This is a genomic window from Bradyrhizobium sp. USDA 4516, from assembly GCF_054055915.1.
In genome coordinates this window covers 3673529-3688278 of the sequence record NZ_JBSRXT010000001.1, presented here as the reverse complement: position 1 = coordinate 3688278, position 14750 = coordinate 3673529, and the positions used below count along the sequence as shown (strand labels likewise).

The following is a 14750-nucleotide window of genomic DNA, read 5'->3' as shown; positions in this document are numbered from 1 at the left end:
GAACGGCGCTGCAAATTGTGCAGTGGCGGCGCTCGCTCCGGCAGGTTAGACAGTGCCCGCCATTCAGTGGAGACCCAAATGAGCATTCAGCGTTTCGAAACCGGCCCGCGCATGAGCCAGGCCGTCGTGCACGGCAACACCGTCTATCTCGCCGGCGTCGTCGCCGGCAAGGCCGCGGGCGGCAGCGTCACCGACCAGACCAAGGACATCCTGGCGATCATCGACGGCCACCTCGCCAAGGCCGGCACCGACAAGTCGAAGCTGCTCAGCGCGACGATCTACATCACCGACATGAAGACGTTCCCGGAAATGAACGCGGTGTGGGACGGCTGGGTCTCGCAGGGCAACACCCCGGCCCGCGCCACCGTCGAGGCCAAGCTGGCGGCGCCGCAGTACAATGTCGAGATCATGGTTGTCGCGGCGAAATAGACGCGACGCACGTCATCCAAAGGATACCGGATGCCCCGGATTGCAAAGCGCAATTCGGGGCATTTTCATCTAGCACTCACGCGCTGATCCGCGCTCGCTCGCCCGCAGCCTCACCGAGATCGGACTGAAGCCAGCGGGCAATCCGGCGCCATGAACCGGCGAGAGCCTTGCAGCCCATGAACAGTCCGAGGTGACCACACGGCTCGGTATGGCATTGCAGCCACGCGGGCGGCGTGGCCAAGAGCCGCGCTGTCGCAAATGCCTGGTCGGACGGAACAACGATGTCGTTCTCTGCGGCGAGCAGGAAGACGGGCTGCTTCACGGCAGCGAGATCGACCTTGCAGCCAAGCGCAACGAAGTCTCCGGCCGCGATCCGGTTCTGGCGAAAGATCCAGTCGGTCACTTCGAGGTAGTAGGTGCCCGGCAGATCGAGCGTCTCGTCATTCCAGCGCGTGAAGCGATCGAGCAACGCCCGCGCATCCTCCGAATTGCGGTCGAGCCGCCTCTGCAGCGCCGCTTCCGCGTCACGCATGGTGAACGGGATGCTCCAGGCCTGCAGCATGTGCTTGCCGCTGATGATCCCATCCCCCTGACGGACCAGCGCCTCGAAGCCTTGCGATGGAAGCGAGGCGACCATCCGGGAAAGCTCCGACGGTACCGAGACGTCGACCGGGCTGCCGGCAAGCACAAGCCGCCGTACCTTGCCGGGAAAGCGCGCCGCATAGAGCAACGACAGCCAGCCGCCCTGACAGAGACCTGCAAGGTCGACCGGCGGCCCGATCGTGTCGACGGCCACGTTGAGATCGGACAGAAAGGTGTCGATCGAGAAATATCGCATCTCCGGTGCCGCCGAGCGCCAATCCGTGAGATAGAGACGCGCAACGCCGGCCTTCTGCAACGCCTCCATCAGGCTGTGGCCGGGGGCAAGATCCGCAATCTGCGCGCGATGCAGCGCATAGGGCGCGCAGACCAGCAGCGGCCGGCCTTCGGCCGCTCTCGAGAAATCCAGCAGGCACATCGACGGCAGCTGAAGCGCGACCGAATGGGCTGTCGTCCAGGGCAGCGCCGCCGCTTCGCCCGGCGAATCCGTGGGCTCGGGCGGACGGTTAGGGTACCACTGCGAGTATATGTCCAGCGCCAATCGCGCGGCTTCAAACGGCCATAGCCAGGCGTCCTGCGCCCAGCTGGTGCTCGCACTTCGATCCGATCGATCCGTCTTTTCGGGCAAGCTCATTCACCGATTGATCGCTACCGGGATGGTCTGGCCAACGCGGGTCACCTTCACGCCGACAAATTCAGGTCGGATCAGTTTACGCCAAACCGGCTGGAGCGGCAGCCACGCCGGGATGTCACGATCTCGCGACCCCGGCGCCGCTTGCTGCCAAGCAGCAAACGTCCGTAGTTGCAACGGACTAAAGCGCGATGAGATTGGGTTGAATCATCATCGCGCTTTAGCTCCTTGTTTGAGCATGATCTTTTCGGAAAACCGCTTCACACTTTTCCGGATCACGCCCTAGGCGGCGCGCGCCGTGCCCTTCTCCGCCTCGAGCTTGCGCGCGAACAGCCAGCGGAAATAGGTCAGCGGGGCATCAGCGCCGATCGCGAGCAGCTGATAGTCCGGATCGGCGTCGAACACGCGCTGCTGCGCCTCGATGATATCCTTGTCCTCGTTGAACCCTTCCTCGAGGCTGTGCCGCAGCGACAGCGCAATGTTCGGATTGTCGATGTCGAAATCGTGCAGATAATTCCAGAAGAAGTGCGTGGTCGAGCGCGTCTCCGGCGTCATGAACTGCGCGTTGCGATACGACCGCGTGCCCGGAACCTGGACGCCCTTCTCGACGCCCCCGCCCCGCCGGCGCAAACGTGGTGTCGAGCGTGAAGATGCCGGGCACGATCATGCGGCCGATATTGCGGCGGTCGATCTTGTCGGTTTTGTTCGAGATCACCTTCTTGTGGTAGGGCGGCGGCTCGGCGCCCATGTGCCAGCGCTCGACACGGAAACCGTCGTCCAGCTTCTCGATCGCGACCGGCTTGGTCTTGTAGGCGTATTCCTCGGAGCCGCCGAGCGTGTTGGTGTGCACGAAGGCGAGATGCGCGAAGTCGCTGAGGTTGTCGACAATCAGGAGCCAATTGGCCTTGTAGTGCATGTAACCCGGCAGGCCGCGCCATCTGGGATCCTCGAGCGGCGGATAGTCGAGGATCAGTTTCGGATCGGCCTTCTCGGGATCGCCGGTCCAGATGAAGATCAAATTGTAGCGCTCGACCACGGGATAGCTGCGCACGCCGAGCTTCGCGGGGATCGTGTCCTGGCCGGGAATCTGGATGCATTTGCCGTCGGCAGCGAACTTCATGCCGTGGTACATGCACCTGATGTCGTCGCCCTCGATGCGTCCCATCGAAAGCGGCGCGGCGCGATGACAGCAGCGGTCGTCCAGCGCGACGACTTTGCCGCTCGACCCGCGATAGAGCACGATCGGCCGTTCCAGGATGGTGCGCGCGACCATCTTGCCGTCGATCAGTTCGTGATTCCACGCCGCCACGTACCAGGTGTTGCGCAGGAAAATTCCGTCGTCAGCCATCTCACCCTCCCGATGCAAGATTTGGTTGCGACGAGGTTAGGTGATTGCGGTCACCGGGATAATCGGATTTGGCTGGACACACTGTACCGGTGGATGGACAATCGGCCATGGAGTGGCGCGACTGGGAGCTGTTTTGCGAGGTTGTCGAGCATGGCGGCTTCACCGCGGCTGCGCGCGTGCTCGGCCATCCCAAATCGAGCCTCAGTGCTGCGGTGCAGCGTCTCGAAGCCAATCTCGGGCTGCGGCTGATCGAGCGCACCACCCGGCACCTGCGGCTGACCGATTCCGGCGAGACCATCTATCGCAAGGTGCGCCCGCTGTTCGCGGCGCTGCACGACACCCACAGCGAGGCGCTGGCGATGTCCAGCGCGGTTGCGGGCACGCTGCGCATCAAGGCGCCTTATGAATTCGGCGCGCATCATGCGGGACCGGTCGCCTGCGCGGTGATGGGCCGCTATCCCGAACTCGCGATCCGGATCGATGTCGAGCATGACATCGTCAACCCGATCGCCGAGAACTACGACATCGTGTTTGCGATGCTGGAGACGCCGCTGCCGTCGGCCGGGATCGTGATCCGCCGCGTCTTCACGCTCGAGCGCGGCCTGTTCGCGGCTCCGGCACTGCTGGAGAAATTCGGCGAGCCGCGCACGCTGGATGATCTGAGAAAGCTGCCGCTGCTGACCGGCCCCAGCGATCCGCCATGGGCGATCACCGCTCCCGGCGGCGCGGTCGAGCATCTCGCGGTCGATCGCGCACGCCTGACCAGTTCGAATGCCCATGTCCGGCTCCAGGCCGCGCTCGCCGGCCATGGCGTGCTGCGGGTCACCGCCAGCTATACCCGCGCCGCCGTCGCGGCCGGCGAGTTGCGGCGGCTGCTGACCGACCATGCCTGCGAGCCGCTCAACGTGCACGCGCTGTTACCGGCGCGGCAATTTGTCCCGGCGAAGGTGCGCTGCTTCCTCGATGCGATGGAGGCGCATGCGCGCGGGGATCCGGAGGCCTATATCAGGCCGTAGCGGTCTTTTTTGGCCGATTACCATTTTCCCGGGAACCTGCACGGCCGGTCGGCATCCAATGATATTATTCCGCCAACAGTGAGGGCGACCCGCCATGCGCCAGGTCCATGTAACGTCCCTGCCGCCGAACCGCTCGGACGATGCCGAGTTGGTGCAACGCGCGCTTGCCCGCGACGAGGCCGCGATCCGCGCCATCATGCAGGCGAATAATCGCCGGCTGTTCCGGCTGGCGCGCGGCATCCTGCGCAACGACCACGAGGCCGAGGACGTGGTTCAGGACGCCTATGTGCGCGCCTTTACCCATCTCGACCAGTTCCGCGGCGACTCCAGCCTGTCGACCTGGCTGTCGCGGATCGCAATGAACGAGGCGCTCGGCCGCCTGCGCCGCAGGCACAGCAGCGTCGAATGGTCCGATCTGCCGAAAGGCGCTCCTGAAGCCCGGATCATCCAGTTCCCCCTGTCGTCAACGGACGATCCGGAAAAATCCATGGCCCAGCGTGAGATCCAGCGCGTCGTCGAGCACGCGATCGACGAGCTGCCCGAGGCGTTCCGCCTCGTCTTCATCACCCGCGTGATCGAGGGCATGAATGTCGAGGAGACCGCTGAGATCCTCGGCCTCAAGCCGGAAACCGTGAAGACCCGCCTGCACCGCGCCCGCACCATGCTGCGCGACAATGTCGAGCGGAAGATCGGCCCCGTCGTCATGGAGGCCTTTCCCTTCGCGGGCAAGCGCTGCGAGCGATTGACCGAGGCGGTTCTGAAACGGCTGCGCGCCACGGCCTGAATTTTTCGGGAACCTCTGCTCGCCCGCACCATCCAACTCCTGTGCAAGCAACGACGCGCCGCGCGCTACGCCCGGCTCAACAGGAGTTTCAAACCATGTTCGTTCGATTGGGTATCGCGGTCGCCGCGCTCAGCCTCCTCAACTGCGCTGCGCTGGCGCAGGGCGCAAAGCCGACCGATCCGCAGATCGCGCACATCGCCTATACGGCCGGTGTGATCGACATCAATGCCGCCAAGCAGGCGGAAGAGAAGGCCTCCAACAAGGAGGTCAAGGCGTTCGCCAAGGACATGGCGCGCGACCACGAGGCGGTGAACAAGCAGGCGCTCGACCTCGTCAAGAAATTGAAGGTGACGCCGGAGGACAACGACACCAGCAAGGCGCTGTCGAAGCAGGCGGCCGACAAACTCGCCGAACTCGGCAAGCTGAAGGGCGCCGCCTATGACAAGGCCTATATCGACAACGAGGTCGCCTACCACAAGGCCGTCAACACCGCGCTGGAGACGCAGCTGATCCCCTCGGCCAGCAATCCCGAGCTGAAGGGCCTGCTGCAGACCGGCCTGAAGATCTTCCAGGGCCACCAGCAGCATGCCGAACACGTCGCGGCCGGCCTGAAGTAAGGAGGCGCGCGATGTTGCCAGGACGCTGTCTCGCAACGCTGGCTTTGCTCGCGCTCGGCGCGATGGCTGTCCCGGCGCATGCGGCGACCATCCAGATCGTGATGGAGAATCTGGTGATCTCCCCGGCCGAGGTGTCGGCCAAGGTCGGCGACACCATCGAATGGGTCAACAAGGACGTGCTGGCGCACACCGCCACCGCGAAGAACGGCGACTTCGACGTGACGATCGCGCCGAAGAAGACGGTCGAGTCGGTCCTGACCAAGGCCGGCACGGTCGACTATTACTGCCGCTACCATCCCAACATGAAGGCGGTGCTGACCATCGCACCATAGCCCGCGCGATGACCTCAGAGGTAATCGATCGGCGCACGCGAACCTTCGATAGTCCGGACCGCCGTACAGTCCGGCACTATCGAAGGAGAGCACCATGACCGACCATGCCACCATCGCCCGCCGCTATATCGATCTCTGGAACGAGCGGACGCCGAGCCGGCGCCGCGAGATGCTGAGCGAGAACTGGACCGCCGATGCGCGCTATATCGATCCGCTGATGAGCAGCGACGGCCATGAGGGCGTCGACGCACTGATCGCGGGCGTGCAGCAGAAGTTTCCGGACTTCCGCTTCAAGCTGATCGGGGAGCCCAACGGCTTCGGCGACCATGTCCGGTTCTCCTGGGGCCTTGGCCCTGACGGCGTCGACAGCCCGATCAAGGGCACCGACTTCGCCATGCTGAAGGACGGCCGGATCAGGAGCATCACCGGCTTCCTCGACCAGGTGCCGGGCGCCTGAGGCCTTCCTCGGGCAACCGCGACCTATATCCTCTCGTCATTCCGGGGCGACGCGCAGCGTCGAACCCGGAATCCATTCAACCGCAGCGCTTGCTGTCCGATGGATTCCGGGTTCTCGCTTCGCGAGCCCTCAGTGCGCAATTGCGCACCGGGGAATGACGAGGGGACAGAACGCCAACGCCGTTACGTCAACGGCTTCCACGCCGGCGACGTCGCTGCCAGAGCGTTTTCGAGCGAAGTGGATCCCGGTTCGCGTCAAGAAAACGCGTCAAAACAAAGAATAGAGAGCCCCGTTCCGATTCCATCGGAACGGAAAAGGCTCTAGTCTTCCCGAAACACAGGGAGGACACCATGAAGGCAGATTACGCCTTCGAGACTTCTGTCGTCAGCGACATCACGCCGGCGCTGCTGGCGATCGGCCGCGACATCTTTCCGCAGGCCCTGATCGGCGCGCTGCGCCGCGTCGCCGGGGTCGGCCATTGCATGGTGTTCTCGTTCACCGGTCCGCGGACCGCCGCGTGCCTGCTCGATGTCGGCAACATCCCGACCGGGCGCGACCTCGGGATCGCCTATTCCGAGCATTTCCATCAGGCCGACCCGAACCGCGATGCGGTGTTCGAGGGACGGGCGCAGCCCGCACCGATCGTGCTGCCGACCTTCGCCCGCCGCATGTACAGCGACGGCTACCGCAAGATCTTCTTCGACGACTCCGACATCGTCGACAAGTTCGCGTCCGCGATCTGGACCGGCGACACCTGCTTCTATGTCAACTTCTACCAGATCACCGCGCAAGGCCGCTTCAGCCGCGAGCAGATCGCGCGCCTGGCCGCGGTCGCGCCGGCGTTGACGGCGGCCGTGGCGCGGCATTTCCAGCGCGACCCGGCAGCGGATGTTGATCCGATCGAGCGGTTGAAGACCCTGTTTGCGACCGCCGAACCGCTCGCCAGGCTGACCGGGCGTGAGCAGGAGGTCTGCCTGCGCATCCTCTCCGGCCTCAGCTCGGAAGCGATCGCCGCCGAGCTCGGCATCGGGCTGCACTCCGCCCTCACCTATCGCAAGCGCGCTTATGACAAGCTCGGCATCTCCTCGCAGAACGAGCTGTTCGCGATCGCGCTGCGCCTGATGGCGTCGGCGCGCCAGTTGAACTGAGCGCGCTCCAGGCGATGGTCTCCCGCTGTCCCCAGCGGTGGGGACAGACGGGCCGCGCCGCCCGGCCTATGCTCGGTCCGAAAACCCGAGGCCAAACCGAGATCACGTCGTGAGCACCGCGCCCCATTTCAATATCGACGTCCCCGCCTTCTGGCAGGATCCCTACCCGGCGCTGGCGCGCATGCGCAAGGAGGCGCCGATCGCCTTCGTGCCGCAACTCGGCAGCACGCTGCTGTGCAGCCGCGACGACATCTTCATCTCCGAGAAGCAGATCGACGTGTTCTCGTCGCACCAGCCCGAGGGGCTGATGAACAAGCTGATGGGCCACAACATGATGCGCAAGGACGGCGATGCGCACATGAACGAGCGCAAGGCGATCTTTCCGGCGATCTCGCCCAAAACCGTCCGATCGCACTGGACCGCGCAGTTCGCAGCACACGCGACGCGCATCCTCGACAAACTGAAGCCGGACGGCGTGGTCGATTTCGTGCAGGCGTTCGCGCTGCCGTTCTCGGCCGAATGCCTGAAGTCGATCACCGGCCTCACCAACATGCGCTTCCAGGACATGAACGCGTGGTCGCAGGGCATGATCGACGGCATCGCCAATTATGTCGGCGATCCCGCGATCGAGGCGCGCTGCCATGCGGCGACCTCCGGGATCGATACCGCGATCGACGACATGGTCCCCAGGCTGCGCAAGACGCCCGACCTCAGCCTGCTCGGCGTGATGCTGCAGACCGACATGCCGATGGAGAGCGTGCGCGCCAATATCAAGCTTGCGATCTCGGGCGGCCAGAACGAGCCGCGCGATGCGATCGCCGGCACGGTATGGGCGCTGCTGACTCATCCCGACCAGCTTGCGCTGGCGACGAGCGGCACGATCCCGTGGCTGCAGGTGTTCGAGGAATATGCGCGCTGGATCTCGCCGATCGGGATGTCGCCGCGGCGGATCGCAAAGCCCTGGACGATCAGGGACGTCGCATTCGAGACCAATGAGCGCGTGTTCCTGATGTTCGGCTCGGCGAACCGCGACGAGAAACACTTCGACAAGCCCGACGCGTTCGACGTGCGCCGCGACGCCAGCAAGAGCATCGCGTTCGGTGCCGGTCCACATTTCTGCGCCGGCGCCTGGGCCTCGCGCGCCATGGTCGCCGACGTCGCGCTGCCCGCGATCTTCAAGCGGCTGAAGAATCTGCGCCTGATCGAGCACCAGCCGGCGCGGATCGGCGGCTGGGCGTTCCGCGGCCTGCTGGATTTGCCGGTGACGTGGGACGCATAGCCCCCGTTACCGTCCCCAGCGCAGCACGACCGGATCGAGTGTCCGCGCGATCTCGATCAGCCCCGCGCGCGTCGCCGGATGCAGCGGTTGCAGCGGGTGGCGCACTGCATCGGACTTGATGACGCCGCCCTCGCGCATCAGCACCTTGCAGGCCTGCAGCCCGCATTGCCGGTTCTCGTAATTGATCAGCGGCAGCCAGCGCGCATAGGCCCCGACCGCCTCGTCGCGCCGGCCGGCGAAGAACGGATCCATGATCTGGCGGATGCCGTCGGGATAGCCGCCGCCGGTCATCGCGCCGGTGGCGCCGGCATCGAGATCGGCCATCAGCGTGATCGCCTCCTCGCCGTCCCACGGCCCCTCGATCTCGGCGCCGCCCTTCTCGATCAGGCCGCGCAGCTTGTTCGCCGCCATCGGCACCTCGATCTTGAAGTACCTGATATTGGCGAGCTCTTTTGCCATCCGTGCCAGGAAATCGACCGAGAGCGGCGTGCCCGCGACCGGCGCGTCCTGGATCATGATCGGGATGTTGATGGCATCCGACACGATCCAATAAAACTCGTAGATGCCCGGCTCGCCGACGCGGAAGGTCGCGCCGTGATAGGGCGGCATGATCATCACCATCGCAGCCCCGGCGGCTTCCGCCTCGCGGCTGCGCGCCGCACAGACCGCCGAAGAGAAATGCGTCGTGGTGACGATGACGGGAATGCGGCCGGCGACATGCTCGAGCACCGTATGCATCACGGTCTCGCGCTCGGCGTCAGTCAGCACGAACTGCTCGGAGAAATTGGCGAGGATGCAGATGCCGTGGGAGCCGGCGTCGATCATGAAGTCGACGCAGCGCCGCTGGCCATCGAGGTCGAGATTGCCGTTGGCGTCGAAGATGGTCGGCGCCACGGGGAAGACGCCGCGATAGGGGCGCTTTGCGACTGATGTCATGATAACGACCTCCCAGATTGTTGTCGGATTTTCTTGTCAGCTCTGGCGGAACGGCAGCGGCGGGCCATCGAGCCGGCGCAGGCCCGGCTCGCGGCGCTCCAGCCACCAACCATACTGCTTCGGCCAGGACGCGAACACCTCGCCGCCTGCACCGCCGAGCGCGAGCTCGGCGTGCAGCGGCCAGTTCGGATCGAACAGCGCCTCGCGGCCGATCGCGACCAGATCGGCTTGGCCTTTGGCCAGGACGTCTTCGGCCTGCTGCGGATGCAGGATGAGGCCGACCGCGATGGTCGCAATGTCGGCGGCGCGGCGGATCTCATCGGCATAGGGCACCTGAAAGCCGTAGCCGCGCGGAATCCGCGCCGCGGTCGCCGAGCCGAGCAGGCCGCCCGACGAGCAATCGATCAAATCGACACCGCGCGCCCTGGCTTCGCGGGCGAACGCGACCTGGTCCTCGAGCGTCAGGCCGCCGTCGATACCGTCGACCGAGGAAATCCGCACCGACAGCGGCCGCTCCGCCGGCCAGGCCGCGCGCACGGTCTCGATGATCTCGAGCGGATAGCGCATCCGCCCGGCGCGATCGCCGCCATAGGCATCGGTGCGGCGGTTCGACAATGGCGAGAGGAATTCATGCAGCAGATAGCCATGCGCGCAATGCACCTCGACGAATTCGAAGCCGGCCTCCACCGCGCGCAAGGTGGCGCGCCGCCATTGCTCACGCAGCGCGGCGAGTTCGGCAGCGTCGAGCGCGTGCGGCATCAGCCAGCCGTCTTCCATCGGGATCGCGCTCGGCGCCACCGTCCGCCACGGCAGATCGCCGCGGCCGCGGTCGGCCTCATCGAGGGCGGCATTGCCGTACCAGGGACGCTGCATGCTGGCCTTGCGGCCGGCATGCGCGAGCTGGATCGAGGGCACTGCGCCATTGTCCTTGAGGAAGGCGGCGATCCGTTCGAGCGGCGCGATCTGCTCGTCGTTCCAGATGCCGACGTCGCCATGGGTGATGCGGCCCTCCGCGGTCACCGCCGCAGCCTCGACCATCACGAGCCCGGCGCCGCCCTGGGCAAATTTACCAAGATGGACAAGGTGCCAGTCATTGGCCAAGCCGTCGGTTGCCGAATACTGGCACATCGGCGAGATCAGGATGCGGTTTCGGGAGGTCACGCCGCGAAGCGTGATCGGCTGAAACAGAAGAGGCTGCGACATCGGGACCTGCGGGACGGTGTTGGCGGGAGAAATCGTGGCGGAAAGCTAGGCGGCGCGCCCCGGGATCGCAAGTCATGCCGCGGCGCAGGCGGCAAGACCTGCACGCATGCAGCACTTGCGGAGCGGCGCGATCTGCAAAACCGGCAACATCTGCCGCAGAAAATTTCCCGGCTGGTAGACACTTTCGGTCATCCCCGGGTCACGTCACGGATCGCAATTCGTCGCGGACATCCCTACATTGCCGGCATGAAGAAAATCGGATTCCTTTCGTTCGGGCACTGGACGCCCTCGCCGCAGTCGCAGGCTCGCTCGGCCGCGGATGTGCTGCTGCAATCCATCGACCTTGCGGTCGCGGCCGAAGAGCTCGGCGCGGACGGCGCGTATTTTCGCGTCCATCACTTCGCGCGCCAACTGGCCTCGCCGTTCCCGCTGCTGGCGGCCGTTGGCGCCAGGACCAGCCGGATCGAAATCGGCACCGCCGTGATCGACATGCGCTACGAAAATCCGCTCTACATGATCGAGGACGCCGGCGCGGCCGACCTGATCGCGAGGGGACGCCTGCAACTCGGCATCAGCCGCGGCTCACCCGAGCAGGTGATCGATGGCTGGCGCTATTTCGGCTATCAGCCGGGCGAGGGCGAAACCGATGCCGACATGGGCCGGCGTCATGCCGAGATCTTCCTCGACATGCTGCGCGGCCAGGGATTTGCGCAGCCCAATCCACGGCCGATGTTTCCCAATCCTCCCGGCCTGCTGCGGCTCGAACCACTCTCGGAAGGCCTGCGCGAGCGCATCTGGTGGGGCGCCGGCTCGAACGCCACCGCGGTGTGGGCGGCGAAGCTCGGGATGAACCTGCAAAGCTCGACGCTGAAGAACGACGAGACCGGAGAGGCTTTCCACGTCCAGCAGGCCGCCCAGATCCGGGCCTATCGTGCCGCCTGGAAGGAAGCCGGGCACACGCGCGAGCCGCGGGTCTCGGTGAGCCGCAGCATCTTCGCGCTGGTCGACGATCGCGACCGCGCCTATTTCGGCAACGGCCAGGAGGAAGACCAGATCGGCTTCATCGACGAGAGGACGCGCGCAATCTTCGGCCGCGGCTACGCCGCCGAGCCGGACAGGCTGATCGAGCAGCTCAAGACGGATGAGGCGATCGCAGAGGCCGATACCTTGCTTCTGACCGTCCCCAATCAGCTCGGCGTCGATTACAACGCGCATGTGATCGAGACGATCTTGACCCAGATCGCGCCCGCTTTGGGCTGGCGCTGAATCCATCGCGAACGTCAGCGATACTCGCCCGGCGCGCAGCCTCGTCACATCGAGCAGGACCGGGATAAGGACCCGCGCCGGCCGTCTTCTAGGGGGCTGTTGAGAGGGAACGGCCAGGCGCGGGCTTGAACCGACCGTTCTCGCCGGAGGTCGGTCGGCTCTATTCGACCAATGCCGGAACCCGCGACATCGTTCCGGCGGAACTTCGTTCTCAAACGCGGAGAACTACGGAAACATAACTGCGCGTTGTGAGAAGAACAGGTCGAGTACGGTGCGTTAGGCGCGCACGTTGCGTGAACAGATCGCCGTAATATCCCGGGATAATAACGAAAGGCCGTCTGCGGATTCCCTGGGTCAGGAATCCCTGTCGCGATTGCGCCGGGTGAGGTCGAGCCGATCGACGCGCTCATCGATCCGCCGGTTCAGCTCCTCGTCTTCTCGCGTATTGCTGCCGCGACGGGCGCGAACCACCAATGCACAACATCCGAGCAAAACGATCGCGAAGAGCGCGTAGTACCACCATGCCATGCACTGATCTCAAATGAACGCTCGCGATACCGCCGGAAAAGTCATCGTTCAGGCCGATGAGGACGCGCCGACCTTGGCGCATAATAAGGGTTCACCAGACAGGTCGCCGGCATGCCCACAGCGCTGGCCTGGCACTGATCTATCGACGTGAAGATGCAGTCCATGCGCTCGCCGACCAACTCACCGTAAACATGCATGCAGACGGGATAGCGCGGATCATACATTTGCGCGGATGCCGGCCTCGTCATCCAAAGCGCGCCCAGCGCAAGCAGCAGCGCTCCAAGCAACCTCACGTCACGTCTCCTGCTGTCGCCAAATACATTGCCGTGCCGACAAACTGTCCCGCGACATTTGCCTGAAGGCTGGAGCGGGCGAAGGGAATCGAACCCTCGTATGCAGCTTGGGAAGCTGCCGTTCTACCATTGAACTACGCCCGCGATCTCAATGCTTGAGGTCGCACCTCACGGGTGCGACCCGGCCGGACCATAGCCCGGGCGGAGGCAGCGGATCAAGCGCGCATTGGAGCCGATCGCCGCACCGCCCCCGCTAGTGGCCCATCCTCACGAGCACGTCATTGATGACAAAAGCCGCGGCGGCGGATGCGTCGCAGGTGCCGCTTCGTGCATAGATGCAGGCATCGGCGATGCCGACGCGGGCACAGCTTTGCCTTGAATAATCCGCCGGCAGATCACCGGCGGCCGCGGGCCGCGCGAGGATGCGGTTGAAGGTCGGCTTGGTCGCCTGCAACAGCGGCGGCAGGATCAGCTCGGCGAGCGGATCGCCGGGCTCCAGCGCATAGAGCGGTACTGGGCCGACCAATCGTTCCCGCCCTGGCAACAGCTGGAAACGAACATTGTAAAGTGCGAGGCCGCACAGCTGCGGATCGCTGCGCAGTTCGGCGGCGAGCCGCGCTGCGCCGACACCGCGCGTCCAGTAGTCCCGCATCCCCTCGCTAGCGCCGGCGAGCGTCACCGAGAGCAAGGCCCAGCCGCCGGTGACGATCGGCAATGCCCAGCGGCGCCACCCGGGCTTTGCGCGCAGCCATTGCACCCAATCGGCCGATCCCAGCGCCGCGACGATGATGAACAGTGCCACCGACAGGAAGACGAAGCGGTATTCCTTGTGGGCGATCAAGCTGTGGAAGACGAGGTTGACCAGCGCCACGGCCAGCAGCAGCGGCGCATGCCGCGCGCCGCGCCAGATCGCGGCGAGCGGCAACACGATCGCCGCCGACCACACGATCAGGAAGTTGGCGAGATAGGCCGAAGGGGGCGTCACGCCGAACTCGGTCGCGCGATCGTGCAGCAGGTTTTCCTTGATGTTGCCGATCAGCCAGGCGAACGGCACGGCGCCATGCGCAAGGTCGATCGCGGCGGTGAGCACCAGCGCGGCGAGACCGCCCGCGATCAGGGGAATCAGGTTTCGCCAACGCATCCAGCAGGCGCCGAGCGCAAGCGCGGCGATGGCCGGCGCGTACTGAAAGCGGCAGACAAAGGCAAAAGCGAGCAACGCGCCGCCGATCGCCAGATGCCGCTGCGACGGACGGCCGGTCACCAGCAGCGCCGCCGGCACGACCAGCGCCGTCGCCAACGGCTCGCCCAATGTGTGCGGCGAGAGCAGGATCAACTCGAACCAGACTGCCGCCGCGAACGCCGCGACGATGGCATGGGTTCGCGAAATCCGTGCACCAAAGAACCAGGCGCTGACCACGATCGACAGTGACGCAGATGCGGCGACCAGGCGCGGCACCAGGAAAGCGCCCTCGCCCCCCGGCGCAATCAAGCCGCCCACCGCGACCGGCCCGGCCAGCAATGTCGGCAGGAACCAGCCGCGAATGCCTTCGCGCCACTCCCACGTCAAAATGCCGTCATGGCCGAGCATCCGCCACGCCGGCTCGAGATACTGAAAGATCTCGTCCGGATACATCACGTTGGGCCAGAGCGCGGCCGCAAGGCGCAGGACCAATGCCGGCAACAGCAATGCGAACAGCGGATGAAGACGCCCGGTCGATGTCCCGGCCACGGCTGTGCTGCCGCGCGCCCCATCCGCGCCGGTGCTGGTCATCGTTCCGCCGATCGTACCGTGGAGCAGCATGCTGACGACCAGATAGCGGGCAAAGCCTTTAAGATGCGTGACTGATAAATTGGCGAGGTCACACAGAAGGGGCCGCGACATG

Annotated in this window: 15 protein-coding genes, 1 tRNA gene and 1 pseudogene; 9 read left to right on the top strand and 8 right to left on the bottom strand. The window is 65.2% G+C overall.

The window, feature by feature from the left end:
• The first annotated feature begins 78 nt into the window (after positions 1 to 78).
• Entirely contained in the window at positions 79 to 429 is a 351-nt protein-coding gene (locus tag ACVI1L_RS16965; RefSeq protein ID WP_076832423.1) for a RidA family protein, read from the top strand.
• A 76-nt stretch (positions 430 to 505) separates the two neighbouring features.
• Here the strand turns inward: ACVI1L_RS16965 and ACVI1L_RS16960 are convergent, their stop codons facing one another.
• The 3 genes and pseudogenes from ACVI1L_RS16960 to ACVI1L_RS16950 form a co-directional block, all read right to left on the bottom strand.
• Positions 506 to 1663, bottom strand: coding sequence for an alpha/beta fold hydrolase (locus ACVI1L_RS16960; protein ID WP_456783334.1), 1158 nt, complete (start codon positions 1661 to 1663; stop codon positions 506 to 508).
• Positions 1664 to 1942: 279 nt separating this feature from the next.
• Positions 1943 to 2215 carry a hypothetical protein gene (locus tag ACVI1L_RS16955; RefSeq protein WP_456783333.1) on the bottom strand — a complete coding sequence of 91 codons (273 nt, stop codon included), beginning with the start codon at positions 2213 to 2215 and terminating at the stop codon, positions 1943 to 1945.
• Positions 2216 to 2327: 112 nt separating this feature from the next.
• Positions 2328 to 2933: pseudogene (locus tag ACVI1L_RS16950) on the bottom strand (Rieske 2Fe-2S domain-containing protein); the annotation flags it as partial.
• Positions 2934 to 3076: 143 nt separating this feature from the next.
• On the opposite strand from ACVI1L_RS16950, the gene ACVI1L_RS16945 reads away from it, so the two are divergent.
• From ACVI1L_RS16945 to ACVI1L_RS16915, 7 genes are all read left to right on the top strand, one after another.
• Positions 3077 to 4024 (top strand): LysR family transcriptional regulator, encoded by a 948-nt coding sequence (locus ACVI1L_RS16945; RefSeq protein WP_456783332.1) that lies wholly within the window; start codon positions 3077 to 3079, stop codon positions 4022 to 4024.
• A gap of 94 nt (positions 4025 to 4118) precedes the next feature.
• Positions 4119 to 4808: an RNA polymerase sigma factor gene (locus tag ACVI1L_RS16940; RefSeq protein ID WP_456783331.1), complete on the top strand. Its 690-nt coding sequence runs from the start codon at positions 4119 to 4121 to the stop codon at positions 4806 to 4808.
• A gap of 95 nt (positions 4809 to 4903) precedes the next feature.
• Entirely contained in the window at positions 4904 to 5425 is a 522-nt protein-coding gene (locus ACVI1L_RS16935) for a DUF4142 domain-containing protein (protein ID WP_057016034.1), read from the top strand.
• An 11-nt stretch (positions 5426 to 5436) separates the two neighbouring features.
• Positions 5437 to 5757, top strand: a complete 321-nt coding sequence (locus ACVI1L_RS16930; RefSeq protein ID WP_456783330.1) for a cupredoxin domain-containing protein — start codon at positions 5437 to 5439, stop codon at positions 5755 to 5757.
• Positions 5758 to 5851: 94 nt separating this feature from the next.
• The gene (locus tag ACVI1L_RS16925; RefSeq protein ID WP_456783329.1) at positions 5852 to 6214 is read left to right on the top strand and encodes a nuclear transport factor 2 family protein; all 363 of its coding nucleotides are present in this window, start codon (positions 5852 to 5854) and stop codon (positions 6212 to 6214) included.
• A 350-nt stretch (positions 6215 to 6564) separates the two neighbouring features.
• Positions 6565 to 7362: a helix-turn-helix transcriptional regulator gene (locus tag ACVI1L_RS16920; RefSeq protein ID WP_076832436.1), complete on the top strand. Its 798-nt coding sequence runs from the start codon at positions 6565 to 6567 to the stop codon at positions 7360 to 7362.
• Between the two features lie 109 nt (positions 7363 to 7471).
• Positions 7472 to 8641 carry a cytochrome P450 gene (locus ACVI1L_RS16915; RefSeq protein ID WP_456783328.1) on the top strand — a complete coding sequence of 390 codons (1170 nt, stop codon included), beginning with the start codon at positions 7472 to 7474 and terminating at the stop codon, positions 8639 to 8641.
• 6 nt (positions 8642 to 8647) lie between these two features.
• On the opposite strand, the gene ACVI1L_RS16910 is transcribed toward ACVI1L_RS16915, so the two are convergent.
• Complete coding sequence (locus ACVI1L_RS16910) at positions 8648 to 9577, bottom strand: dihydrodipicolinate synthase family protein (RefSeq protein ID WP_456783327.1); 930 nt, start codon at positions 9575 to 9577, stop codon at positions 8648 to 8650.
• Between the two features lie 36 nt (positions 9578 to 9613).
• Complete coding sequence (locus ACVI1L_RS16905) at positions 9614 to 10780, bottom strand: NADH:flavin oxidoreductase/NADH oxidase (protein ID WP_456783326.1); 1167 nt, start codon at positions 10778 to 10780, stop codon at positions 9614 to 9616.
• A 246-nt stretch (positions 10781 to 11026) separates the two neighbouring features.
• Here ACVI1L_RS16905 and ACVI1L_RS16900 point away from each other — a divergent pair, with 246 nt between their 5' ends.
• Positions 11027 to 12046: an LLM class flavin-dependent oxidoreductase gene (locus ACVI1L_RS16900; RefSeq protein WP_057016030.1), complete on the top strand. Its 1020-nt coding sequence runs from the start codon at positions 11027 to 11029 to the stop codon at positions 12044 to 12046.
• A gap of 569 nt (positions 12047 to 12615) precedes the next feature.
• Here the strand turns inward: ACVI1L_RS16900 and ACVI1L_RS16895 are convergent.
• The 3 genes from ACVI1L_RS16895 to ACVI1L_RS16885 all read right to left on the bottom strand — a co-directional run bounded on the left by ACVI1L_RS16895 (position 12616) and on the right by ACVI1L_RS16885 (position 14749).
• A complete protein-coding gene (locus ACVI1L_RS16895; protein ID WP_076832446.1) occupies positions 12616 to 12867 on the bottom strand; it encodes a DUF3551 domain-containing protein in 252 nt (83 codons plus the stop codon).
• Positions 12868 to 12937: 70 nt separating this feature from the next.
• Positions 12938 to 13011 (bottom strand) — tRNA-Gly (locus ACVI1L_RS16890).
• 109 nt (positions 13012 to 13120) lie between these two features.
• A complete protein-coding gene (locus ACVI1L_RS16885; protein WP_456783325.1) occupies positions 13121 to 14749 on the bottom strand; it encodes a 4-amino-4-deoxy-L-arabinose transferase in 1629 nt (542 codons plus the stop codon).
• Position 14750 lies beyond the last annotated feature (1 nt).